Origin of the sequence: Micrococcus sp. MS-ASIII-49, assembly GCF_000946635.1 — a bacterium.
In the GTDB taxonomy this organism is placed as follows: Bacteria; Actinomycetota; Actinomycetes; order Actinomycetales; family Micrococcaceae; genus Micrococcus; species Micrococcus luteus.
Window position 1 is genome coordinate 1 of record NZ_JXSP01000071.1, and the last position, 16,326, is coordinate 16,326.

Annotated in this window: 14 protein-coding genes, 1 tRNA gene and 2 riboswitches; of the genes, 4 read left to right on the forward strand and 11 right to left on the reverse strand. The window is 75.3% G+C overall.

The window, feature by feature from the left end; genetic code table 11:
- From SJ20_RS11680 to SJ20_RS05530, 10 genes are all read right to left on the reverse strand, one after another.
- A partial coding sequence (locus SJ20_RS11680) for a Rho termination factor N-terminal domain-containing protein (RefSeq protein ID WP_131661448.1) occupies positions 1-150 on the reverse strand: 150 nt, incomplete at its 3' end.
- Positions 151-470: 320 nt separating this feature from the next.
- Entirely contained in the window at positions 471-1,424 is a 954-nt protein-coding gene (gene thrB / locus SJ20_RS05490) for a homoserine kinase (RefSeq protein ID WP_044659212.1), read from the reverse strand.
- 3 nt (positions 1,425-1,427) lie between these two features.
- A complete protein-coding gene (thrC, locus tag SJ20_RS05495) occupies positions 1,428-2,540 on the reverse strand; it encodes a threonine synthase (RefSeq protein ID WP_036313078.1) in 1,113 nt (370 codons plus the stop codon).
- Between the two features lie 3 nt (positions 2,541-2,543).
- Positions 2,544-3,866 carry a homoserine dehydrogenase gene (locus tag SJ20_RS05500; protein ID WP_044659213.1) on the reverse strand — a complete coding sequence of 441 codons (1,323 nt, stop codon included), beginning with the start codon at positions 3,864-3,866 and terminating at the stop codon, positions 2,544-2,546.
- A gap of 170 nt (positions 3,867-4,036) precedes the next feature.
- Positions 4,037-5,509 (reverse strand): diaminopimelate decarboxylase, encoded by a 1,473-nt coding sequence (gene lysA / locus SJ20_RS05505; protein ID WP_044659214.1) that lies wholly within the window; start codon positions 5,507-5,509, stop codon positions 4,037-4,039.
- An 8-nt stretch (positions 5,510-5,517) separates the two neighbouring features.
- Entirely contained in the window at positions 5,518-7,188 is a 1,671-nt protein-coding gene (gene argS, locus SJ20_RS05510; protein WP_041103245.1) for an arginine--tRNA ligase, read from the reverse strand.
- A 114-nt stretch (positions 7,189-7,302) separates the two neighbouring features.
- Positions 7,303-8,499 carry a molybdopterin-synthase adenylyltransferase MoeB gene (gene moeB, locus SJ20_RS12290; protein WP_044659215.1) on the reverse strand — a complete coding sequence of 399 codons (1,197 nt, stop codon included), beginning with the start codon at positions 8,497-8,499 and terminating at the stop codon, positions 7,303-7,305.
- Complete coding sequence (locus tag SJ20_RS05520; RefSeq protein ID WP_036316581.1) at positions 8,496-9,314, reverse strand: thiazole synthase; 819 nt, start codon at positions 9,312-9,314, stop codon at positions 8,496-8,498. Before SJ20_RS05520 ends, moeB begins: the two co-directional genes overlap by 4 nt.
- A gap of 3 nt (positions 9,315-9,317) precedes the next feature.
- Positions 9,318-9,560: a sulfur carrier protein ThiS gene (gene thiS, locus SJ20_RS05525; protein WP_041105270.1), complete on the reverse strand. Its 243-nt coding sequence runs from the start codon at positions 9,558-9,560 to the stop codon at positions 9,318-9,320.
- Positions 9,557-10,726, reverse strand: coding sequence for an FAD-dependent oxidoreductase (locus SJ20_RS05530; RefSeq protein ID WP_036316589.1), 1,170 nt, complete (start codon positions 10,724-10,726; stop codon positions 9,557-9,559). The genes thiS and SJ20_RS05530 overlap by 4 nt, the downstream gene beginning before the upstream one ends.
- Positions 10,720-10,850, reverse strand: a riboswitch (TPP riboswitch). Its footprint overlaps the gene before it by 7 nt.
- Positions 10,851-10,871: 21 nt before the next feature.
- Here SJ20_RS05530 and thiE point away from each other — a divergent pair.
- Both thiE and SJ20_RS05540 read left to right on the forward strand, forming a co-directional pair.
- A complete protein-coding gene (gene thiE, locus SJ20_RS05535; protein WP_036316591.1) occupies positions 10,872-11,615 on the forward strand; it encodes a thiamine phosphate synthase in 744 nt (247 codons plus the stop codon).
- 86 nt (positions 11,616-11,701) lie between these two features.
- Positions 11,702-11,774: transfer RNA gene (locus SJ20_RS05540), tRNA-Arg, on the forward strand.
- Between the two features lie 196 nt (positions 11,775-11,970).
- Here the strand turns inward: SJ20_RS05540 and thiD are convergent.
- Positions 11,971-12,825 carry a bifunctional hydroxymethylpyrimidine kinase/phosphomethylpyrimidine kinase gene (gene thiD, locus SJ20_RS05545; protein ID WP_044659216.1) on the reverse strand — a complete coding sequence of 285 codons (855 nt, stop codon included), beginning with the start codon at positions 12,823-12,825 and terminating at the stop codon, positions 11,971-11,973.
- A 73-nt stretch (positions 12,826-12,898) separates the two neighbouring features.
- Here thiD and SJ20_RS05550 point away from each other — a divergent pair, with 73 nt between their 5' ends.
- Both SJ20_RS05550 and thiC read left to right on the forward strand, forming a co-directional pair.
- Positions 12,899-14,056, forward strand: a complete 1,158-nt coding sequence (locus SJ20_RS05550; protein WP_044659217.1) for a membrane protein — start codon at positions 12,899-12,901, stop codon at positions 14,054-14,056.
- Between the two features lie 61 nt (positions 14,057-14,117).
- Positions 14,118-14,232: riboswitch (TPP riboswitch) on the forward strand.
- On the forward strand, positions 14,229-16,034 hold the full coding sequence (gene thiC / locus SJ20_RS05555; RefSeq protein ID WP_036341386.1) for a phosphomethylpyrimidine synthase ThiC: 1,806 nt from the start codon (positions 14,229-14,231) through the stop codon (positions 16,032-16,034). Its footprint overlaps the riboswitch before it by 4 nt.
- Positions 16,035-16,326: the final 292 nt, after the last annotated feature.

Genomic DNA, 16,326 nt, shown 5'->3' on the forward strand with positions numbered 1-16,326 from the left:
GTCGGAGATCGCGGTCACCAGGTCGGCCTTGCGCATGCGCGAGCCGCCGGCGATGCCGAGCTGGGAGGCCAGGGCCTGGAGCTGGGCGAGCTTGAGCGAGGCCAGGCCACCGCCGTTCGTCGGCGTGGTCTGTTCCGTGGATTCGGTCACGAAGGTTCCTTCTCCCTCGAATGCGGCCCGGCGGCGCGTGGCGCGTCGGGCTGCGGTGTGCATCCGGTCGGGCCGCGCAGCGGCGCCCCAGAAAACCGGGTTTCATGGTGTGAACTCAGCAGTGGCGCCTCCCCTGATCGTGCGCAGTCGCTGCGTGACGGGGCGGAGGCGTCCGGACTCGACCGAGCCGGAGCGGATCCCGCACGCCGGCCGTGCGCAGCACGGGATGGATCGCGGCGGGGTTCCGGCCGACGGCGCACGGTGCGTCCGGCCGTCACAGGCCCGGGCACCGGAGACCCGGGCCGCGCGAGGCGGTGGGGTCAGCCGTGGTGGAGTGATTCCACCCTAACACCGTCCACGGCCACGCACGGCACCAGCACGCGCCAGGCGGCCGCCCCGTCCGCCGTCAGAGCACGCGCCGCCTCCGCGGCGTGCTCGGCCGCCTGGACGCCGTCGCACAGCGCGAGCACCGTGGGACCCGCGCCGGAGACGACGGCGGCGTGGCCGCGCTCGCGCAGCCCCGCGACCAGTGCGGCGCTGGCCGGCATGGCCACGGCGCGCGGCTCCTGGTGCAGCCAGTCCCGCGTGGCGGCCGGCAGCAGCGCGGGGTCCTCCGCCAGCGCGTGGACGAGCAGCGCGGCACGGCCGGCCTGGGCCGCCGCCACGGCGTGGGGCACCTCGGCGGGCAGCACGCCCCGGGCGACGTGGGTGGACAGCTCGGTGTCCGGGATCGCGACCACCGGCACCACGCGCTCGTGCAGCCGCAGCCGCGCCGTGGCCGGGCCGGGGACGTCGTCACGGGTCCAGGAGACGGTGGCCCCGCCCACGAGCGCGGGGGCGACGTTGTCCGGGTGCCCCTCGAAGCGGGTGGCCGCCTCGAGCAGGTCCGCGGGCGCCCGGCGCAGCGCGGCCGGCAGCAGGGCCTCGGCCGCGGCGTAGGCCGCGACGACGGCGGCCGCGGACGAGCCGAGCCCGCGGGCGTGCGGGATCCGGTTCACGGCGCGCAGGTGCAGCCCCGGCGCGGTGAACCCGCGGTCCCGCAGATGCTCGTGCGCCAGGCGCAGGATCAGGTGCGCGCCGTCCCGCGGCAGGGTGGCCTCCCCCTCCCCCACGACCTCCGCGACGTCGGGGCCCGCCACGACCGTGAGCGTCACCTCGTCGCGCAGCTCCAGGGCCAGGCCCATCGAGTCGAAGCCGGGGCCGAGGTTGGCGGAGGTGGCGGGGACGGAGACGGACGCGGCGGTCCCGGGCGCCAGCGGCTGCGGTGCGGCCATGGCTCAGCTCAGGCCGAGGGCCTGGGCGACGGTGACCACGTCGAACGGCACCGAGCGCGGGGTCACGTCGGCGCCGTCGGCGCCACGCAGGGCCCACTGCGGGTCCTTGAGGCCGTGGCCGGTGACGGTGATGACCCAGCTCTTGCCGGCCGGCACGTTCCCGGCGGCGTGGTGCTTGAGCAGCCCGGCGACGCCGGCGGCGGAGGCGGGCTCGACGAACACGCCCTCCTTCGCGGAGAGCCAGCGGTGGGCCTCGAGGATCTCCTCGTCCGTGACGGAGTCGATCATCCCGCCGGACTCGTCGCGGGCGGCCTCGGCCTGCTCCCACGAGGCCGGGTTGCCGATCCGGATGGCGGTGGCGATCGTGTCCGGGTCGGTCACGGGGTGGCCCTGGACGATCGGGGCGGCGCCCGCGGCCTGGAAGCCCCACATCACGGGGGTCTTCGTGGCCACCGCGGGCAGCTCGGCGTCCGAGGCGCCCTCGTGCGGGTTCACGTAGGGGGCGGCGTACTCGCGGTAGCCCTTCCAGTACGCGGTGATGTTGCCCGCGTTGCCCACGGGCAGCAGGTGGTAGTCCGGGGCGTCGCCGAGGGTGTCCACGACCTCGAACGCGCCGGTCTTCTGCCCCTCGATGCGGGCCGGGTTGACGGAGTTCACGAGGAACACGGGGTAGTTCTCGGCCAGCTTGCGGGCCACCTCGAGGCAGTCGTCGAAGTTGCCCTGCACCTGGAGGATCTCCGCGCCGTGGGCCACGGCCTGGGACATCTTGCCCATCGAGATCTTCCCCTCGGGCACGAGCACGGCGCACGTGATCCCGGCCTGCGCGGCGTAGGCCGCCGCCGAGGCGGACGTGTTGCCGGTGGACGCGCAGACGACGGCCTTCGCGCCGTCCGCGACGGCGGCGGTGATCGCCATGGTCATGCCGCGGTCCTTGAAGGAGCCGGTCGGGTTCATGCCCTCGAACTTCACGTGCACGGTGCCCTGCACCAGCTCGGAGAGGTGGGGGGCGTGGATGAGCGGGGTGCCGCCCTCGCCGAGGGTGATCACGCGCGTGTCCTCGGTGACGGGCAGGCGGTCGGCGTACTCGCGGACGACGCCGCGCCACTGGTGGGCCATGGGTCAGTTCCCTTCGACTCGGAGGACGGACGCGACCTCGTGGACGACGTCCAGGGCGGCGAGCGCCTCGACGGTGGCGTCGAGGTCGCGCTGCCGCGCACGGTGGGTGATCAGCCGCAGGGACGCGCCGGGGGCGTCCTCGCGCTCAGATGGGACCTGACGCAGCGTCTCGATGGAGACGCCGTGCTCCTCGAACACCCCGGCGACGCGGCGCAGCACACCGGGCTGGTCCGCCGCGCGCAGCACGACCATGAAGGAGGTGTGGGCCTCGGCCGGGTCCAGGGCGGGCAGGGCGGTGACGGGGGTGCGCAGGCGCGCCGGGCCGCCGCGCACGATGCGCTGGGCGATCGAGACGACGTCGCCCATCACCGCGGAGGCGGTGGGGGCGCCGCCGGCGCCGGGACCGTAGAACATGAGCTCGCCGGCGTTGTCGGCCTCCACGAAGACGGCGTTGAACGCCCCGCGCACGGAGGCCAGCGGGTGCTCCCGCGGCAGCAGGGTGGGGTGCACGCGCAGGACCGCGCCCTCGGCGCCGTCGGCGGCGCGGCCGCGCTCGGCGATCGCCAGCAGCTTGATGACGTAGCCCGCCTCCGCGGCGGCGGCGTTGTCCTCGGCCGTGATCGCGGTGATGCCCGCGACGGCCACCTGGTCCAGTGTGTACGGCGCCCCGAACGCGATGGTCGCCAGGATCGCGGCCTTCGCGGCGGCGTCGTGGCCCTCGACGTCGGCGGTCGGGTCGGCCTCGGCGTAGCCGAGCCGCTGGGCCTCGGCGAGGGCGTCGTCGAAGTCCGCCCCCTCGGAGTCCATCCGGTCGAGGATGAAGTTGGTGGTGCCGTTGGCGATGCCCATCACGCGGGTGACGCGGTCGCCGCCCAGGGAGTCGCGCAGCGGGCGCAGGATCGGGATGGCGCCGGCGACGGCGGCCTCGAAGCTGAGCTGCGCGCCGGTGGCGGCGGCCGCGGCGTACAGCTCCTCGCCGTGCTGGGCCAGCAGTGCCTTGTTGCCGGTCACCACGGACGTGCCGGCGGCCAGGGCGCGCAGGATCAGGGTGCGGGCCGGCTCGATGCCGCCCATCAGCTCGATGACGACGTCCGCGCCGTCCACGAGCGCCTCGGCGTCGGTCGTGTAGAGCGCCGGGTCCGCCTGCCAGTCGCGCGTCGCGCCCGTGTCCCGCACCGCGATGCCCGTGAGCTCGAGGTCGGCGCCCACGCGGTCCCGCAGGATGTCGGCGTCCTCGGTGAGGATCCGGGCGGTCTGGGACCCCACGGTCCCGCCGCCCAGCAGGGCGACCTTGAGTGCGGTGGGGGCGTCGGTGTGCTGGGGCATGGTCCTCCGTGATCCAGGGTGGGTCGGGCCCGCGCGACCGCGCGGCCCGGCTGGCCTCGAATCTAGCGCGGCGCCCCGGCCCGTCCCACCGCGCGACACTCGGTGTCCGCAGAGCGGGACGGACCCACCCGGGCTCGAGGCCGGCGGCCGGGTGCGCCGCGCCCGCGTCCTCAGCGGGCGAGGCGCGGATCGGCCTCGCGGGCGAACAGGTCCTCCTGCGTCTCGCGACGGATGATCACCCGCGCCTGCCCGCCTGAGACCGCGACGACGGCCGGGCGGGCCAGCGCGTTGTAGTTCGAGGACATCACGTGCGTGTACGCGCCCGTGGCCGGCACGGCCAGCAGGTCGCCGCGGCCCAGGTCGGCCGGCAGGTACACGTCGCGGACGAGGATGTCGCCGGACTCGCAGTGCTTGCCCACCACGCGGGAGAGCACCGGCTCGGCCTCCGAGGTGCGGCGCGCGGAGACGGCGGTGTAGTCGGCGTCGTAGAGGACGGGACGCGGGTTGTCGGACATGCCGCCGTCCACGGCGACGTAGCGGCGGGCCGCCGTGCCGCCGTCGGGGGCGTCCGCGTCCACGGTCTTGGTCACCCCGACCGTGTAGAGGGTCAGGCCCGCGGGGCCTGAGATGGCCCGCCCCGGCTCGAGCGAGACCCGCGGGCACCTCAGGCCGAGGCGCTCGACGGTCTTCTGGACGTCGTCGGCGAGGGCGTCGGCGATCTCCGCGGCCGGGCGCGGCTCGTCCACGGCCGTGTAGGCGATGCCGTGGCCGCCGCCGAGGTCGAGCTCGGCCAGCTCCACCCCGTGCTCGGCCTTGACCTCGGCGAGGAACTCGAGCACGCGTCCGGCCGCCAGCCCGAAGCCCTCGGCCTCGAAGATCTGGGACCCGATGTGGCAGTGCACGCCCAGCAGGTCGATCGACTCGGCCGCCAGGGCCGCGGCCACGGCGACGGCGGCCGGCGAGCGGCCGGCCACGTTGCCGTCCCGGTCGGTGGAGGCCGGGGCCAGGGAGAGGCCGAACTTCTGGTCCTCGTGCGCGGTGGCGATGAAGTCGTGGGTGTGCGCGTGCACGCCCGGGGTCAGCCGGAGCATCACGGGGGCGCGGCGGCCGGCCTCGGCCGCGAGCGCGGCCAGGTGGGTGAGCTCGTCGAGCGAGTCCACGATGATCCGGCCCACGCCCGCCTCGAGGGCGGTGCGCAGCTCGGCGTCCGACTTGTTGTTGCCGTGCAGGCCGATGTGGGCCGGGTCGACGCCGGCGGCCAACGCGATCGCCAGCTCGCCGCCGGAGGCGGTGTCCACGCGCAGGCCCTCCTCGGCCGCCCAGCGGGCGGTGGAGAGGGTGAGCATGGACTTGCCGGCGTAGTAGACGTCCGCTCCCCCGCACAGGTCGGCGAACGCGGCGTCGAAGCCCTCGCGGAACGCGCGGGCGCGGGCGCGGAAGTCGTCCTCGTCCACCACGAGCAGCGGCGTGCCGAACTCCGCGGCGAGCGCGCTCGCGCGCAGGCCCTGGACGGTGAGCTCGCCGTCGGCGGCGCGGCCCACGCCGGCGGCCCACAGGCCGGGCACGAGCGCGTCCGGGTCCCCCGGCGCGGGGAGCCAGGCGGGGGCGAGCGGGGAGGCGGGGGCGGGCTGCGGCGTCGTCATCCGGGCGCTCACATCTTCTCCGGGGCGGTCACGCCGAGCAGGCCGAGGCCGTTGGCCAGCACCTGGGCGGTGGCGTCGTTGAGCCACAGGCGGGTGCGGTTGAGGGTCTCGACGGGACGCGGCGTCCCGTCGTCGGTGGGCATGGGCACGATGCGGCAGGCTGCGTACCACGAGTGGTAGGCCCCGGCGATCACCTCGAGGTGTCGGGCCACGCGGTGGGGCTCGCGCAGGCGCGCCGCCGCGCCGACGACGGCCGGGAACTCCGCCAGCTGGGCCAGCAGCTCCGACTCGGTGGCGTGGGTGAGCAGGGCGGCGTCGAACTCGGAGCGGTCCACGCCGTGGGCCTGCGCGGTGCGCGCCGCGCCCGAGGCGCGGGCGTGGGCGTACTGCACGTAGTAGACGGGGTTGTCGTTCGTGGCGGAGCGCAGCAGCTCGGGGTCGATCGTCAGGGGCGAGTCCGCGGGGTAGCGGGCCAGGTCGTAGCGCAGGGCGTCGCGGCCGAGCCACTCCACGAGGTCCTTGAGCTCGATGATGTTGCCGGCGCGCTTGGAGAGCTTCGCGCCGTTGACCGAGATGAGCTGGCCGATGAGGATCTCGATGTTCGTCGCCGGGTCGTCGCCGGCGGCGGCGGCGATCGCCTTGAGGCGGTTCACGTAGCCGTGGTGGTCGGCGCCGAGCAGGTACACCTTCTCCTCGAAGCCGCGGTCGCGCTTGTGGAGGTAGTAGGCGGCGTCGGCGGCGAAGTAGGTGGGCTCCCCGTTGGCGCGGATGAGCACGCGGTCCTTGTCGTCGCCGAAGTCGGTGGTCTTGAGCCACACGGCGCCCTCGCGGTCCTCGATGTGGCCCTGCTCGCGCAGCCGCTGCACGGCCTGGTCGATCGCGCCGGAGTCGTGGAGCGTCTGCTCCGAGGTGAACACGTCGAAGTGCACGTCGAAGGCGGCGAGCGTGTCCTTGATGTCCTGCATCTGGAGCCGGTACGCGGCCTCGCGGACCACCGGGCGGGCGGCCTCGTCCGTCAGCTCGCGCACGTCCGGGTGCTCGAGGGCGACGGCGTCGGCCAGCTCCTGCACGTACGCGCCCGGGTAGCCGCCCGCGGGGACGTCACGGCCGTGCAGGCGGGCGAGGACCGAGTCGGCGAACACGTTCATCTGGTTGCCGGCGTCGTTGACGTAGTACTCGGCGGTGACGTCCGCGCCCGAGGCGCGCAGCAGGCGGGCGATCGCGTCGCCCAGCGCGGCCCAGCGGGTGTGGCCGATGTGCAGCGGGCCGGTGGGGTTGGCGGAGACGAACTCCATGTTCACGGTGTGCCCGGCCAGGGCGTCGTTGCGGCCGTACTCCGGGCCGGCCTCGACGATCTCGCGGGCCAGGGCACCGGCCGAGGCCGCGTCCAGGGTGACGTTGAGGAAGCCGGGGCCGGCGACGTCGACGGCGGCGATGCCCGGCTTGTCGGTCAGGCGCTCGGCCACGAGCCCGGCGAGGTCGCGCGGGGCCATCCCGGCCTTCTTGCCCAGCTGGAGGGCGACGTTGGTGGCCCAGTCGCCGTGCTCGCGGCTGCGGGGTCGCTCCACCTTCACGCGCGCGGGGGTGATCTCCTCCCGCAGCGCGGCGGGGAGGTCACCGGCATCGACGGCGTCGGTGAGGACAGCGGACAGCAGGGCGGAGAGGTCTTCGGGCTTCACCCGCGCAAGTCTACGGAAGGGCCGCCGCGCCCGTGCGCGTGCGAACGAACCCTGCGAGATGGCCCCCTCCGGCCCGCGGTGGGGGCCATCTCGCAGGGTTCGTCGGGGTGGGGGTCAGGCGGGCCAGGCGGCGAGGCCGCCGGCGAGGGACAGGACGCGCCCGCCGGCGCTCGGGTCGGCCCCGACGACGGCGTCCCGCGCCCGGGCCGACCGGGCTCCGGCGGCGCAGTAGACCACCAGGACGCGGTCCTGCCCGGGCGCGAGGGCCGCCGGCTCCGCGAGGACGGCCTCGAGCGGGACGTGCCGATCGGCCACCGTCGCGGGGGCCTCGACCCGGCGCAGGCGGCGCTCCCAGTCCTCGCGGACGTCGAGCAGGGTGAGGGACGCGGCCCGGGCGGGGTCGGCGAGCAGGGCGGCCAGCGCGGCGGGGGCGATCTCCCCGCCCGCGGCGCCGCACGCCTCCGCCGAGCCGGGGGCGCCGGCGTCGTCCGGGCGGGGGGCCTGGTCCGCGTGGGCGGACAGGTCCGTCACGGGGGTCCGCTCGGGGTCGGGCACGAGCCGCAGCTCACGGAAGCGCATCGTCAGGGCGTCCACGGAGAGCAGCCGCCCGACCAGGGGCTCACCCACCCCGGAGAGCAGCTTGATCGCCTCGGCCGCCATGAGGGAGCCGATGATCCCGGGCAGCACCCCGAGCACCCCGGCCTGCGCGCACGAGGGCACCTCGCCGGGTTCGGGCCGCTCCGGGAACACGTCCCGGTACAGCGGCCCGCCCGGGGCGAACACGCTCACCTGCCCCGCGAACCGCAGGATCGCGCCCCACACCACGGGCACGCCCGCGATCTCGCAGGCATCGGCAACGAGGTAGCGGGTCGCGTAGTTGTCCGTGCCGTCGAGCACGAGGTCCACGGCGCCGACCCGTTCGAGCGCGTTGGCCGCGGTCAGGCGTTCGCGGTGCTCGACCACGCGCACCTCGGGGTGCAGGCCGCGCATCGTCGCGGCGGCGGAGGCGGTCTTGGGACGGCCGAGGTCCGCCTCGGCGTGGATCACCTGGCGGTGCAGGTTGGAACGGTCCACCACGTCGTCGTCGATCACGTGGACCTCCCCCACGCCCGCGGCGGCGAGGTAGGTCAGCACGGGCGCCCCGAGGCCGCCGGCGCCGACCACGAGGACGCGGGAGCGCAGCAGCGCCAGCTGGGCCTCGGGGCCGAAGCCGTCCAGGCTCAGGTGGCGGGCGAAGCGCTCGAGCTGGGTGTCGGACAGCGCGGTGAGGTCGCGGGGCTCGCGGGCGGCGGGGTCCAGGGCGGCGGTCACCGCTCGTCCTCCTCGGCCGTGACCCGCCCGGCCATCGGCGAGGAGGCCAGGGCGTGCTCGCGGCGCGGGATGCGCCCGGCACGGCGGGCGTGGAAGCCCGCCTCGAGCGCGAGCCGGCACGCGTGGGCCATGCGGGCGGGCTCGGCGGCGCGCGTGATCGCCGAGGCGGCGAGCACGGCGTCGCAGCCGGCCTCCATCGCCAGGGCGACGTCCGAGGCGGTGCCCACGCCGGCGTCGAGCACGATCGGCACGGAGGCGCGGGAGACGATCAGCTCCAGGTGTGCGCGGTTGAGGATGCCCAGCCCCGAGCCGATCGGCGAGCCCAGCGGCATGACGGCGGCGGCGCCGGCCTGCTCGAGGCGCAGCGCCATGGCGGGGTCGTCCGACGTGTAGGCCAGGACGGTGAAGCCGTCGGCGGCGAGCCGCTCGGTGGCCTCGAGGGTCTCGACGACGTCGGGCAGCAGGGTGCGCTCATCGGCGATGACCTCGACCTTCACGAGGTCGGTCTCGAGCGCCTCCCGGCCGAGCCGGGCGGTGAGCACGGCGTCCCGGGCGGTGTAGCAGCCGGCGGTGTTGGGCAGCACGTCGATGCCGAGGCGGTCCAGCAGCGCGACCAGGCCGTCACGGGTGTCCGCGGACCAGCGGCGCAGCGCCACGGTGGTGAGCGTGGTGCCGGAGGCGACGAGGGCGCCCTCGAGGGCGGTCAGGTCGGTGATGCCGCCCGTGCCCATGATGAGCCGGGAGGCCAGGTCGTAGCCGCCGATCCGCAGCGGCGGGATCGCGGGGGCGGCGGGCGGGGTGCGGTGCTCGGCCATCGCTCAGCCCCCCTGCACCGCGGTGACGACGTCGACCTCGTCCCCGGCGGCCAGCTCCCGGGTGGCCCAGGCCGACCGGGGCACGACCTCGCCGCCGACCGCCACGGCCACGCCGAGCCGCCGCCCGTCCGCGGCGGCGCCGTCCTCGCCGATCGCGCGCCCGGTGACGTGCGCGACGACGTCGCGGACGGTGGCCACGGCCAGCTCGGCGGGCTCTCCGTTGAGGGTCAGGGGGAGGGTGCTCATGCGATCTCCTTCAGGCGGGCGTGCAGCAGCTCGAGGATCCGCCCGGCCGCCCAGGGGGCGAGCAGGATCCCGTGACGGTGGAAGCCGGTGGCGACGACGGCGCCCGGAGCCTCGGGCACGGCGAGCACGCGCGGGGCGTCGTCGGGGGTGCCGGGGCGGGCGGCGGTGGTGATCTCGACCAGCTCGCACTCGCGGACGGCGGGCAGGATCGCGGCGGCGTCGGCGAGCAGGTCCAGCACGGCCCCGGCGGAGGTGCCGGCCAGGCCGTCCTCGCGGGCCGAGGCGCCGACCACGAGGGTGCCGTCCGCGCGGGGCACGAGGTAGACCTGGCGCCCGTGGACGAGGCCGCGGACGGTGCGGGTGATCAGGTGCGACTCCCCCGGCAGCAGCTGCTCGGGGCGCACCCGCAGACGCAGCACGTCGCCGTGGACGGGGCGCAGCGGGACCTCGACGGCGGTGGCCGCGCCGCCGATCCCGCGGTGGCCCAGGCCCGCGGCGAGGACCGCGCCGTCGGCGGTGAGGACGCCCCCGTCGGCCAGCGTGAGGCGCACCCCCTCGCCCTCCGGGCCGGCGGCGGTGACGCGTCCGGCCACGAACCGGGCGGCGGGTCCGGCGCCGACCGGGAGCGGGCCGCCGTCGGGTCCGGTCTCGGCGCGCAGGGCGGCGACGCAGGCGGCGGCGAGCCGTCGCGGGTCCACCTGATGGTCGTCCGGGGCGTCGAAGCCGGCGGCCAGGCCCGGGGCCAGGGCGGGCTCGGCGCGGCGCAGCGCGCGGACGGAGACGGGCTCGACCCGGCGACCGAGGATCGAGGCGTGCTCGAGCACGTGGTCCCAGGCGCGGGCGTCCGAGGGGTCCGCGGCCACGATCCAGGCGCCCTGTGCGAGGAAGCCCGTCTCCACATCGGTGAAGGCGGCGAGCAGGTCCACGAGGGCCGGGTAGGCCTCCCAGCCGGCCTGCAGCAGCGGGGCGAGGTCGTCCTGGCTGAACTGGGTCTCGGCGAGCGGCGCGAGCATCCCCGCCGCGGCGTGGGTGGCCCCGGCCACGGCGTGCGGGCGCCCGGCGGCGTCCAGCTCGGGGGCGATCAGGGTGACGGCGTGGCCTGCGGCACGCAGACGCACGGCGGCGGTGAGGCCGATGATCCCGGCCCCGACGACGGCCACGTGCACGGACCGGTCCTCCTCACGGCGGCATGACCCGCATCGAGTGGTGATGGTCGGCCGCGCCGGCGCGGTGCGCCCCTGCGGCCCTCTCAGCCCGGCGTGTGCGGCCCGGGCTCCCATGGAACAGCGGCCAGTCTGCCACAGTGGGCGCATGCACTCCCCCGATCCGCTCCTGATGACCGCGGCCGGCCGCGACGACGGCGGCACCGGCCCCGGCGCGCGCCGCCGCGCCCGCCTCGCCGCCTCCCGGCTGTACGTCTGCACCGACCTGCAGCGGTTCCTGCGCCCGGACGGCACGCTCGACACGGCCGCGTTCGCCGACTTCTGCGCGGCGGCGTTCCGCGGCGGGGTGGACGTGATCCAGGTGCGGGACAAGGCCGTGGACGTGGCGGTCGAGCTGGCCGCGTTCGCCACGCTCGTCCCGCTGGCCCGGGAGCACGGGGCGCTCTCGGCCGCCAACGACCGCGCCGACGTCGCCGCCCTGGCCGGGGTGGACGTGTTCCACACGGGCCAGACCGACCTGACCACCGCGCAGTGCCGCGCCCTGCTGGGCCCGGACGTGGTGCTCGGCCGCTCGTGCCACACCGAGGCGCAGGTGCGCGGCGCCCGCGCGGAGGACGGCCTGGACTACTTCTGCACGGGGCCGGTGTGGGCGACGCCCACGAAGCCGGGCCGGGCCGCCGTCGGACTGGAACTGCCGACCCTCGCCGCACGCCTGGACGCGGAGGACCCGGCGGGGGCGCGGCCGTGGTTCGCCATCGGCGGCGTCGACGCGGACCGGCTGCCCGAGGTCCGCGCGGCCGGGGCGGAACGGATCGTGGTGGTCCGCGCCGTGACGCAGGCCGAGGACCCCGAGGCCGCGGCCCGGACCCTGCGCGCGGGCCTGCCCGGCTGACGCGCCCCGCGGGGAGGTCACGGACGGGCCGTCCTGATGGTGTAGAGTCGACGAGTCCGCAACGCGCTCGACGCGTCGCGACCCCCGCCTCCGTAGCTCAGGGGATAGAGCGTCTGCCTCCGGAGCAGAAGGCCGCAGGTTCGAATCCTGCCGGGGGCACGAGCGAACAGAGCCGGACCCCCGTGGCGACACGGTGGTCCGGCTCTTCTGCGTTCTGCGGACCCGGACGCTCGAGCGGAGCGGGAGGTCCGGGTCACCGGCATTCGAGGCGGGAAATCGACCTCATAGGACGTCCCGAGGTGCGTATTCGCCGGATTTCCCGCCTCGAACGTGTCGAAGCCCGGAGGTCCCGCCCTCAGCCCCGCTGCGCATGACCGTGGTCGACGGGCCCGTGCCACGTCGGCCGCGAGGCGTCCCCGACCGCGAGCGCCTCCCCCGCCCGCATCGCGTCGGCCAGCCACGGCTTGGCCCGCTCGAGTGCGTCGTCCCAGCTCAGGCCCGCCCCGGCCAGCGTGGCCAGGGCCGAGGAGAGGGTGCAGCCGGTGCCGTGCGAGGCGCGGGTCGTCACGCGCGGGCCGCGCACCTCGTGCACGGCCCCGCCCACGCGCACGACGGCGTCCGGCACCTCCGCCGCTGCGGCCTCGGGCGCCTCGGTCTCGTCCAGGTGCCCGCCCTTGAGCAGCACCGTCACCCCGTGCTCGGCGGCCAGGCCCCGCGCCGCGTCGAGGGCGGCGTCCCAGTCCGTCGCGTCCCGCCCGGTCAGCCGGGCCAGCTCGGGCAGGTTGGGTGTCACCAGGTGCGCCACCCGCAGCAGCCGGGCCCACGCGGCGCGCCCGTCGTCGTCGCCGACCGCGGTGAGGGCGTCCCCGCTCGAGGCCACCATGACCGGGTCCAGCACGACGACGGCGGGCCGGGTCTCCTCGAGCCAGCCGGCGACGGCCCGCATGAGCTCCACCGTGCCGAGCATGCCGATCTTCACGGCGTCCACGGCGATGTCGGCGGCGACCGAGTCGAGCTGGGCGCGCACCACGTCCACCGGCAGCGGGTGGACGGCCTGCACGCCCTGCGTGTTCTGGGCGGTGATCGCGGTGATCGCGGTCATCCCGTAGCCGCCCCACGCGGCGATGGTCTTCAGGTCGGCCTGGACACCGGCGCCGCCGCCGGAGTCGGAGCCGGCGATGCTGAGCACACGGGGGACGGCGGAGGTCATGCGGGGGCTCCTTCGGGTCGGGGCGGATCGGCCGCCCGGGCCGGGCCGATCCCGCCCATGAGAATGTAGTCGCATGTCCCACGTCACAGAGAGCTCTCCCGCGCACCCCGGCCGAGCCGAGGAGTCGGCGCCGCTGCGGCCGACCTCCCCGCTCGGGATCGCCGCCACGTTCATCGGCACCACCATCGGCGCCGGGTACGCCTCGGGCAACGAGATCCTGCAGTACTTCGTGAGCTTCGGCCTCTGGGGCGGCACGGGGGCGCTCGTGATCGCCGGCGCGCTGTTCTTCCTGCTCGCGGTGATCGTGCTGCGGCTGGCGCAGAAGCTGCGGACCACGGACATCCACCGGATCGTGAACCCCACGACGTCGCGCGTGCCCACCTGGTTCGCGGACCTGTCCATCACCACGTCCCTGCTGGGGACGCTGGTGATCATGCTGGCCGGGGCCGGGGCGGCGGTGCACACCGCGTTCGGGCTGCCCTCGCTCGTGGGCTCGCTGGTGATGGCCACCGTCTGCGTGGTCTCGGTGCTGGCCGGCATCACGGGCCTCGTGCGCGTCCAGGCCGTGGTGGTCCCCCTGATCATCGTGGTCGCCGTCGGCGTCGCGGTGTGGGGGTTGGCGAACCCGGGGGCCGCGGTGGACGACGTCGCCGCGCTCGTGACCTCGTCCCCGCTGATCAACCAGTGGTGGCTCTCGGGCGTGCTGTACGTGGCCTTCAACATCCAGCTGGCCTACGCGGTGCTCGCCCCGATCGGCGAGGAGAGCTCCTCGTCGGGCCGCTCCCTCGTCGCCGGGGCCGGGCTCGGGGCCCTGGGCCTCGTGGTGATGGCCGGCGCGGTGATGGCCGCGATGACCGCCCACGCCCAGCTGATCGGCCGCGCCGAGCTGCCCATGGTCGAGCTGGCCGCGATGATCGGCGGCTGGGCCGCCCTGCTGTACACGGTCGTCCTGCTGCTGGCGCAGTTCACGACGGCGGTCTCGTGCCTGTACGGCGGGGTGGAGCGCATCGCCCTGCTGTCCTCGATGCGCCGCGTGCCGGGCTGGGTCATCGCCGTCGTCACGGCCCTGGCCGCCACCCTGCTCTCGAGCGTCGGCTTCTCCGACCTCGTGGGCACCGTCTACCCCGTCCTCGGCTACGCCGGCCTCGTCATCATCGTGATGCTGGTCGTGACGTGGATCGTCGAGCGCTCCACGGTACGCCGCCGGGCGGCCCGCGCGGCGCGCGCCTGAGCGCCCGGCCGCATGGCCGGACGGCGGACGGTGAGGCGCCGCGGGGGACGTGCTAGGGTCGCTCGCATCCCACGGGAGCCCCACGGCACGGGGCTGAGACCGGGCTGACGCCGCCCGGAGACCGTCTGAACCTGTCCGGGTCATTCCGGCGAAGGAAGAAGGAGCAGCGGCCATGTCCGTTTCCGAGCGCACCCCCCTGCCCGCAGCCGAGTCGACGGCCGAGGTCGTCGCCGAGGAGAACTACCCCACGCACCGTCTGGGATGGCTCGAGGACGCCGAGCACGGCATCCGCGTGCCCGTCACCGAGGTCCACCAGGACGACTCCCCCGACGGCACGCCCAACGCGCCCCTGACCGTCTACCGCACCATGGGCCCGGGCTCCGTGCCCGAGCGCGGCCTGCCGGCCCAGCGCGCCGAGTGGATCCGCGCCCGCGGCGACGTCGAGGAGTACGAGGGCCGCGAGCGCGACCTGCTCGACGACGGCCGCTCGGCCGTGCGCCGCGGCGCCGCCTCACAGGAGTGGGCCGGCGAGCGCCGCCCCCCGCTGCGCGCCAAGGAGGGCGCGCGCGTCACCCAGATGCACTACGCCCGGCGCGGCGAGATCACCCCGGAGATGCGCTACGTCGCCCTGCGCGAGGGCGTGGACGTGGAGCTGGTGCGCTCCGAGGTCGCGGCCGGCCGCGCCATCATCCCGGCGAACGTGAACCACCCCGAGTCGGAGCCGATGATCATCGGCAAGGCGTTCGCCGTGAAGGTCAACGCGAACATCGGCAACTCGGCGGTGACGTCGTCGATCGCCGAGGAGGTCTCGAAGCTGCAGTGGGCCACCCGCTGGGGCGCGGACACCGTGATGGACCTGTCCACGGGCGACGACATCCACACCACCCGCGAGTGGATCCTGCGCAACTCCCCCGTGCCGATCGGCACCGTGCCGATCTACCAGGCCCTCGAGAAGGTCGGCGGCGACCACCAGGCCCTGACCTGGGAGATCTTCCGCGACACCGTGATCGAGCAGTGCGAGCAGGGCGTGGACTACATGACCGTGCACGCCGGCGTGCTGCTGCGCCACGTGCCGCTGTCCGCGGACCGCGTGACCGGCATCGTCTCCCGCGGCGGCTCGATCATGGCCGGCTGGTGCCTGGGCCACCACAAGGAGAACTTCCTCTACGAGAACTACGACGAGCTCTGCGAGATCTTCGCGCGCTACGACGTCGCGTTCTCCCTGGGCGACGGCCTGCGGCCGGGCTCCGTGGCCGACGCCAACGACGCCGCCCAGTTCGCCGAGCTCGACACGCTGGCCGAGCTGACGGAGCGGGCGTGGGCGTACGACGTCCAGGTCATGGTGGAGGGCCCCGGCCATATCCCGCTGCACCTGGTGCGGGAGAACGTGGAGCGCCAGCAGGAGCTGTGCAAGGGCGCCCCGTTCTACACGCTCGGCCCCCTCGTCACGGACATCGCCCCGGCGTATGACCACATCACCTCGGCCATCGGCGCCACCGAGATCGCCCGCTACGGCACCGCGATGCTCTGCTACGTCACGCCCAAGGAGCACCTGGGCCTGCCGGACCGGGACGACGTGAAGACGGGCGTGATCACCTACAAGATCGCCGCGCACGCCGCCGACGTCGCCAAGGGCCACCCCGGCGCCCGCGACCGCGACGACGCGCTGTCCAAGGCGCGCTTCGAGTTCCGCTGGCGCGACCAGTTCGGCCTCGGCCTGGACCCGCAGCTCGCCGAGGAATACCACGACGAGACGCTGCCGGCCGAGCCCGCCAAGACCGCCCACTTCTGCTCGATGTGCGGGCCGAAGTTCTGCTCCATGCGCATCAGCCAGGACATCCGCAGCGAGTTCGGCGGCGCGTCCGAGCAGGCGCGGATCGCCGAGGCCGGCATGGCCGCCAAGTCCGCGGAGTTCCGGGCCGCCGGCGGGTCCGTGTACCTGCCGGAGCCGACGATCCGCACCGCCTCGGACGCCTGAGGCCGGGACGCGGGGTGAGGTGGGGCGGGATGGCCCGCCCCTGCGCCACCTGACGATCGCGTCATGACCTGAGGACCGCCAGCAGGTCATGACGCGATCGCCAGGACAAGGCCCTCCGGGACGGCGAAGGCGCGGCCCCACGGACGGGGCAGTGCGCTCGGTGGTCGATCGAGTGGTGATGCCTCTTGACTCACACCCACACTGGGCTCACTATTCCGGCAGGCCCCTGTGATGCGTGTCCCATCCGCCCACAGGAATTGCGTGGAGGGAATATGACGTGAAAGTCGACATG

Coding starts and splice junctions, on each gene's coding strand:
- thrB (WP_044659212.1), bottom strand. CDS start 1,424: ATGGCCGCACCGCAGCCGCTGGCGCCCGGGACCGCCGCGTCCGTCTCC.
- thrC (WP_036313078.1), bottom strand. CDS start 2,540: ATGGCCCACCAGTGGCGCGGCGTCGTCCGCGAGTACGCCGACCGCCTG.
- SJ20_RS05500 (WP_044659213.1), bottom strand. CDS start 3,866: ATGCCCCAGCACACCGACGCCCCCACCGCACTCAAGGTCGCCCTGCTG.
- lysA (WP_044659214.1), bottom strand. CDS start 5,509: ATGACGACGCCGCAGCCCGCCCCCGCCTCCCCGCTCGCCCCCGCCTGG.
- SJ20_RS05520 (WP_036316581.1), bottom strand. CDS start 9,314: ATGGCCGAGCACCGCACCCCGCCCGCCGCCCCCGCGATCCCGCCGCTG.
- thiS (WP_041105270.1), bottom strand. CDS start 9,560: ATGAGCACCCTCCCCCTGACCCTCAACGGAGAGCCCGCCGAGCTGGCC.
- thiE (WP_036316591.1), top strand. CDS start 10,872: ATGCACTCCCCCGATCCGCTCCTGATGACCGCGGCCGGCCGCGACGAC.
- thiD (WP_044659216.1), bottom strand. CDS start 12,825: ATGACCTCCGCCGTCCCCCGTGTGCTCAGCATCGCCGGCTCCGACTCC.
- SJ20_RS05550 (WP_044659217.1), top strand. CDS start 12,899: ATGTCCCACGTCACAGAGAGCTCTCCCGCGCACCCCGGCCGAGCCGAG.
- thiC (WP_036341386.1), top strand. CDS start 14,229: ATGTCCGTTTCCGAGCGCACCCCCCTGCCCGCAGCCGAGTCGACGGCC.